This window comes from Desulfuromonadales bacterium, assembly GCA_035620395.1.
In the GTDB taxonomy this organism is placed as follows: domain Bacteria; phylum Desulfobacterota; class Desulfuromonadia; order Desulfuromonadales; family DASPGW01; genus DASPGW01.
Genome location: DASPGW010000258.1, coordinates 1 through 6,286, shown reverse-complemented (window position 1 = coordinate 6,286; position 6,286 = coordinate 1). Strand labels below are relative to the sequence as shown.

Below are 6,286 nucleotides of genomic sequence, written 5' to 3'. Positions count from 1 at the left end.
TGGCCAGCCTGCCCTTGCCGGAGAGTGCCGAATCCTTCCGTCAGGAACTTTCTCTGCTTTACCTCAAGTGCGTGCGTTCCTGGTGTCCGCTCCTTACTGCCGACGGCCGCCATGCCGAAGCCGAGGAAATTGCCGTCGCCGCCCTGCGTTTCGATCCCATCAATGAAGACCTGGTCCGCCTTCTTCATGGAATTTATACGACGCGGAACAATCCGGTTAAGGCTCGCCAACTGTTGGAAGCCTATGCCAGGGCTTTGAGCGAGGCGACCTTCTCCGATGAAGAGATCGAGGAGATCCTTGAAGCCTTCTGGACCCATCCCGCCTGAGCATATCTCTCCCCCCAAAATTTTTTCATCCTTACCATCCCTAACTGTCCAATGTAGGAAAAATGTAGGAAAGCGCTTGTAGGATGCTCTCCGTAGCCAGAAATATGCGTGCGGGGAGGTGAAGATGAAATTCGTGATTCAGTTGACCTGTGCGGACTGTTCGGAAAACGTCATGATTCGGTTGCGCGACCTGGGGGATGAAAGCCGCTTGTGCTGTCCCAATTGCGGCAGGCCCGTACCCGTAAACCCGGAACTGACCTGGCAGCTGTTGCGCCGCCTGCGGGAGGAAATCCGTCAGGTGGCCTGTTCGGTGGCGGGTACCATGGAGAAGTTAAAGAAAAACAGGTTGTAAGCAAAGATTGTATGCAAAAACAGGAATATATCAGAATTTTTACAGATTCCATGGTGTATAGAAACTGCTAGTTCCTAAAGGATGCCGGTATTGCTGTCGGGCATCCTCGTGGTGGGCGGCTATGCGGTCATCGCCGAGGCGGCTACCGGGCTGGAGGCCATCGAGCGCTACCGGGAGCATCGTCGGTTCCTGATCCTGATGGATGTGGCGATGCCGGGGATGTACGGGGTCGAAGTCGCCGGGCAGCTTGCCAAGGTGGACGGCGACGCTCGGATCCTCCTCTGCGGTGCCTTCGAAACGGAGGAACTCACCGGTCCCGACACGATTCCTGGCGTCAAGGGGCGCATTTCCAAGCCATTCAAGGCGGAGGTGCTGGGCGTCTTGCAGGGTCTGCAGGATGAGGAAAAGCTTTAGCCTTACGTCGAACCGTTTCGGCTTCAGCGGCAGGAAGAGGATAGGAGCCAGCGTCATCCAAATGTTCAAGTTTGGAAAAAAATTATTCTACACCTCATCATATCTTCAATATAAACGATAATAAGCCTTTTTTTATCCATCACCATTGTCGAAGGAGGCTGACATGGTTTGTAAAAAGAAATTTAATTTGGTTTTATTGATTGTTTTTTGTGTTTTTTTATCTGGTTGCGCAAATCATTTAAAGGTTGAAACCCACACAGAAACGGAAATGGTTCGAGATAAAATATCCCATGCAGTCGATATCGGAACAAATGCAGGTTCTTTGGTGACAACTGCGTTGGTCAATGTAGAGGTTCAGGAAAGCCAGGCTTTTACAGTAAAAACATTTGAATCAAAGGCAGAGTACGATGTGGTGACTCCTTATAAGGGAGTTCTGGAGATTTATGAGGTTCCAATGGGCATTGTTTTGCTGCCGATTGGTGTTGTTGTGAATGTATTGGACTTTGCCACCTTGGGTCTGCTTCCTAACAAAATTACAGATGTGTTGCTAGACTGGAGTTTTGCTGGAATGAATCCGTTTTTAAACCTTGAAAGTGAAAATAGAACAGAAAGAACTCTGAAAAAAGCCGATAAAAAAATGATAGACAAGAAAGAAGAATTTCTTAAAAAACCATTGGCGAATACAGAATTACTGGTTAGCTCCGATGGGGCTCACATGAATATAACACTTGATGAATTTGGCAAAGCAGAAGTCAGTATGGTCAGGCTCAGTGCTCTCAGCAGCAATATTGAAAAGATTGCATTAGCGGTGGAGGCAGGGGATATAAAAGCTCAAAAGGATATTGATGTGTCAAGACAACTGAGGAGTCAATTGCAAAAGGCCAGTTTAATTACCAAAAAATATGCCAAACTGGCTGCGAAGGACATCAATGAGGTTGACATTCAGACCCTCGATCTCATCGGTTTTTCCACAGATCTTATTCGATTGTCAGAATTGGGTTTTGAAAGCGAATCTTTGCGTATAGAAAAGCGAGCGCTGGAACTGATGTCAGAGGAGCAGAAGGCAGTTTTTAAATATGCCATGGATCCAACCTTGAATTTAAGTTTGGAGCCTGCTGTTATAACAGGATCGTTGCAGGAATAAGATTACACTTCTATGGGCGAAATATTTGGCTGAAAATATCTGTAATTTGAATCAGGGAGGCAGGTCATTAGGAAGAGGTGAATGCTACTGACATCCACTAGTATGGCCACCTGGCTTGAACGCCGGGTGGCCATTTTCTTGCTGGGCGGGAAATTTGGGAAAAATCTCTTTTGAGCCTAGTTGTTACCCCTGTTAGTGGGGAGGCTCCAACAGGCATTTCGCCATATTTATTCCATTTGCTTCTCGGCTTCGCTGTCAGGTTCTTCCAGCCGGGTTTTTTCGACGGGGCATTGCGCTATGCCGGGGCAGTCGGGCCGTAGGCAGGGCTCGATGTGGATGGTGACATCGGCTCCCGGAATCTGCTGCTTTATCCTTTTTTCCAGATGGTCGGCGATGGCGTGCGCCTCCTCGACCGAGAGGTGCTTGCAGACCGTCAGGTGAAAGTCCATGATCTTCTGCGACCCGGCCCGCCGGGTGCGCAGGTTGTGGAAATCGAGCAGATGTTCGTGGTGGGCGCGGATCAACTGTTCCACCTCCTTGCGTATGGTCTCGGGCAACTGCTCGTCGAGGACGTCGCGCAGGCTGTGGCGGACCAGTCGAATGGCTTCGTAGAGAATGTAGAGGGCCACCAGCAGGGAGAGTACGGGGTCGAGCCACGGCAGGTCGAAGAAGGTGATGGCCCCCAGGCCGATCACCAGCGCCAGGTTGGTATAGACGTCCATGGCGAAGTGCAGCGCATCGGCCTGCAGCGCCGAAGAATCAGTTTCGCGGGCGACCCGGCGCAGGAAACGGGCGAGCACCCAGGAGACGGTGGCGCTCAGCAGCAGTACCGCCATCCCCTCGCCGAGGCGGGCCAGGGCTGCACCCTGGAGCAGTCGCCGGACGGATTCAAAAATGATCCAGCCGCCGGAAAGGGCGATCAGCAGCGACTGGGTCAGCGTGGCCATCGTCTCGAACTTGCCGTGGCCGAAAGGATGTCTGGAATCGGCAGGTTGGTCCGCCTGGCGGATGCCGAGATAATTGACGCCCGACATCAGAATGTCGATCAGGGAGTCGATCGCCGAAGAGATCACCGCCAATGACCCGGTTGCCAGGCCGGTGGCCAGTTTGAGAGTCGCAAGCGCAGCTGCGGTGGCGATGGAGAAACGGGCGGCGCGTATTTTGGGGGAGGGTTTGGTCATCGCGTTTGCAAGGTATCAGTATTCGGACTCCAGGGGAAGCCTTGAACCTTGAATCGTGAACCTTGAATTTTTTCTATTCCTTCAGTGTGCAGGCCCGCTCCCAGGCGAGATAGCCATCCCCCTCGATGGCCCAGAAGTCTTCGATTCGTTGCCGGTAAAAATCAAGCAGGGAACACTCCTGCCGAACCGTTTCCGCCAGTTCCCCGCTGACCCTGCCGACCCTGGCACACCAGGCGTAAAATGCTGCAATTCCTTGCAGGATAGTTTCCAGTTCGGCCAAGTTGGGCTCGAGGCTGCGAAGGATGTACCAGTTGCCGGCGAACTGTCGAACCCTGCCCGGGCGCAGGATGAAGAGGTTCTCGCGGCGGTCCGGAATGACGAACTCGCGCAGAAAATAGTCGGCGCCGTGGGCCAGGGCACCGGCCTGCGCCGGCGCAAGAAAGTTCTTCTCTTCAAGATCACGGCGGAAGCATTGCAGGAGTCGCTGGCAAAGCTGATCCACGCGGATTTCGTCCTGCAGGTTGTGAATCTCGAAGCTTTCCCTGGCGAAAAGCTGTTCATCCTGGTCCGAGAAACTATATCCGGTCATAGTACCTCCCGCAAATGCCGCCTTTCTTAGCACTCCGCAGCCTCCGGGTCAAGGCCTTTGCAGCGGACAATCCTATTTACATGGCGGGGTCGGTTTGTTAACATAACTCCGCTTCATTTCAGAGGTCCTGGGTCGACCCGAACGGTTGTGCCCGGCCCTGCAGACCTGTCCGTTTTCCAGTTCACAAGGGGTTTTCGCTTTCATGTCCACCACACCCATGATGCGTCAGTACCTGGAGATCAAGTCCCAGTATCCTGACGCCATCCTGTTTTTCCGCCTCGGTGACTTCTACGAAATGTTTCTGGAGGATGCGGTCGCCGCCTCCCGGGTCCTCGATATCACGCTGACCTCCCGCAACAAGGGGGCGGTCGACGAAGTGCCTCTCTGCGGTATCCCCTATCACAGCTCGCAGCCTTATATCGCCCGATTGGTGGAGAACGGCTTCAAGGTCGCCATCTGCGAGCAGGTCGAGGATCCGAAAAGTGCCAAGGGAATCGTGCGCCGCGAGGTGGTGCGGGTCGTCACCCCCGGACTGGTGGTCGATACCGAAACCCTCAAGCCCAAGGAGAACAATTATCTCCTGGCGCTGGCCGACGGCGGCCAGGCACGGTGGGGGATCGCCCTGCTCGACATCACCACCGGCGAATTCCGGGCAACCGAGGTGCGGGATATCGAGGGGGTGCGTTCCGAGATCGCTTCGGTCAATCCGCGCGAAGTTCTGCTGGTCGAAGGCGGGCAGGGCGAGGCCCTCCGCAAAAAGCTGCAGGGACCCCTCGACGGCCGGATGGTCAACCTGGTGCCCGAGTGGGTCTGGGCGCCCGATCGGGCCGAGCGGCTGATACTCGACTTTTTCGGCTGCGCCTCCCTGGAGGCGTTCGGCTGTGCCGATCTGCCGGCGGCGGTGCAGGCGGCCGGGGCGATCCTGCACTACCTGGGGGAGACGCAGAAGGCGGCCGTCGAACACATCCGGGCCCTGAATACCTACCGCACCAGCGACTTCATGGTGCTGGACGACGCCACCCGGCGCAACCTCGAGCTGACGGCCACCCTCTACGACGGCAGTCGGCGCGGTTCGCTCCTCGGCGTGCTCGACCGGACGGTGACGGCGATGGGGGGGCGCAAGCTGCGACAGTGGGTCAACCAGCCGCTGGTCGATGTGGAGCGGATTCGCGCCCGGCATCAGGCGCTGCTCGAACTGGTGAGCAAAAGCCTGGTGCGCGGCGATCTGCGCCTCGCCCTCGACGGGGTCTACGACCTGGAACGGCTCAACGGCAAGATCGCCATGGCCAACGCCAACGCCAAGGATCTGGTCGCCCTGAAAAGCTCGCTCGATCGCCTTCCCGCCATGCTCGACCAGTTGTCGCTGCTCGAGAGCCCGCTGCTCGCCCGGCTCAGGGAAGCCATCGATCCGCTGCCCGAGGTGACCGGGCTGATCGGGCGGGCCATCGCCGACGATCCGCCGTTCATCCTTCGCGAAGGCGGGCTGATCCGCGACGGCTTCGACCCGGAACTCGACGATCTGCGTGCCATCAGCCGGGAAGGGAAGGGGTGGATCGCCCGGCTGGAGCGGGAGGAAAAAGAGCGCACCGGCATCTCGACGCTCAAGGTCCGCTTCAACAAGGTGTTCGGCTACTACATCGAAATCACCCGCAGCCATCTCGACCGCATCCCCGAGGATTACCAGCGCCGGCAGACGCTCGCCAATGCCGAGCGCTTCATCACTCCCGCCCTCAAGGAATACGAGGAAAAGGTGCTTGGTGCCGAGGAAAAACTGGTGGAGATCGAGTACGACCTCTTCCAGCAGGTGCGCCAGCAGGTGGCAGCGCAGGGGCGGCGCATCCAGGCGACCGCCGAAGCGCTGGCCGCTCTCGACGTGCTGCTCGCCCTCGCCGATCTGGCCCACGACCGCGATTACGTCTGTCCCGAGATCGACAGCAGCGACGAACTGGTCATCATCGAGGGCCGGCACCCGGTGATCGAGTCGATGAACCTCTCGGAGCGGTTCGTCTCCAACGACGTCATCATGGATACCCGGGAAAACCAGATCCTCATCATCACCGGGCCGAACATGGCAGGCAAGTCGACCTACATGCGCCAGGTCGCCCTGATCGTGCTGATGGCCCAGATGGGGAGCCTGGTGCCGGCCCGTTCGGCGCGGATCGGCGTCGTCGACCGGATCTTCACCCGGGTCGGGGCGAGCGACAATCTGGCGCGGGGGCAATCGACTTTCATGGTCGAAATGACGGAGACGGCCAACATTCTCAACCATGCCACTCCCCG

General features: G+C 56.7%; 7 protein-coding genes. 5 read left to right on the top strand and 2 right to left on the bottom strand.

Annotated elements, in window-relative coordinates:
• The 4 genes from VD811_14105 to VD811_14090 form a co-directional block, all read left to right on the top strand.
• Window positions 1-326: hypothetical protein (locus tag VD811_14105; protein ID HXV22117.1), on the top strand; the 326-nt coding region annotated here is incomplete at its 5' end.
• Between the two features lie 124 nt (window positions 327-450).
• The gene (locus VD811_14100) at window positions 451-678 is read left to right on the top strand and encodes a hypothetical protein (GenBank protein ID HXV22116.1); all 228 of its coding nucleotides are present in this window, start codon (window positions 451-453) and stop codon (window positions 676-678) included.
• Window positions 679-768: 90 nt separating this feature from the next.
• The gene (locus VD811_14095) at window positions 769-1,092 is read left to right on the top strand and encodes a response regulator (protein ID HXV22115.1); all 324 of its coding nucleotides are present in this window, start codon (window positions 769-771) and stop codon (window positions 1,090-1,092) included.
• A 163-nt stretch (window positions 1,093-1,255) separates the two neighbouring features.
• Window positions 1,256-2,236: a hypothetical protein gene (locus VD811_14090; GenBank protein ID HXV22114.1), complete on the top strand. Its 981-nt coding sequence runs from the start codon at window positions 1,256-1,258 to the stop codon at window positions 2,234-2,236.
• 227 nt (window positions 2,237-2,463) lie between these two features.
• Here the strand turns inward: VD811_14090 and VD811_14085 are convergent, their stop codons facing one another.
• On the bottom strand, window positions 2,464-3,417 hold the full coding sequence (locus tag VD811_14085; protein HXV22113.1) for a cation diffusion facilitator family transporter: 954 nt from the start codon (window positions 3,415-3,417) through the stop codon (window positions 2,464-2,466).
• A gap of 73 nt (window positions 3,418-3,490) precedes the next feature.
• Window positions 3,491-4,006: a hypothetical protein gene (locus VD811_14080; GenBank protein ID HXV22112.1), complete on the bottom strand. Its 516-nt coding sequence runs from the start codon at window positions 4,004-4,006 to the stop codon at window positions 3,491-3,493.
• A 202-nt stretch (window positions 4,007-4,208) separates the two neighbouring features.
• Here VD811_14080 and mutS point away from each other — a divergent pair.
• A partial coding sequence (gene mutS, locus VD811_14075) for a DNA mismatch repair protein MutS (GenBank protein HXV22111.1) occupies window positions 4,209-6,286 on the top strand: 2,078 nt, incomplete at its 3' end.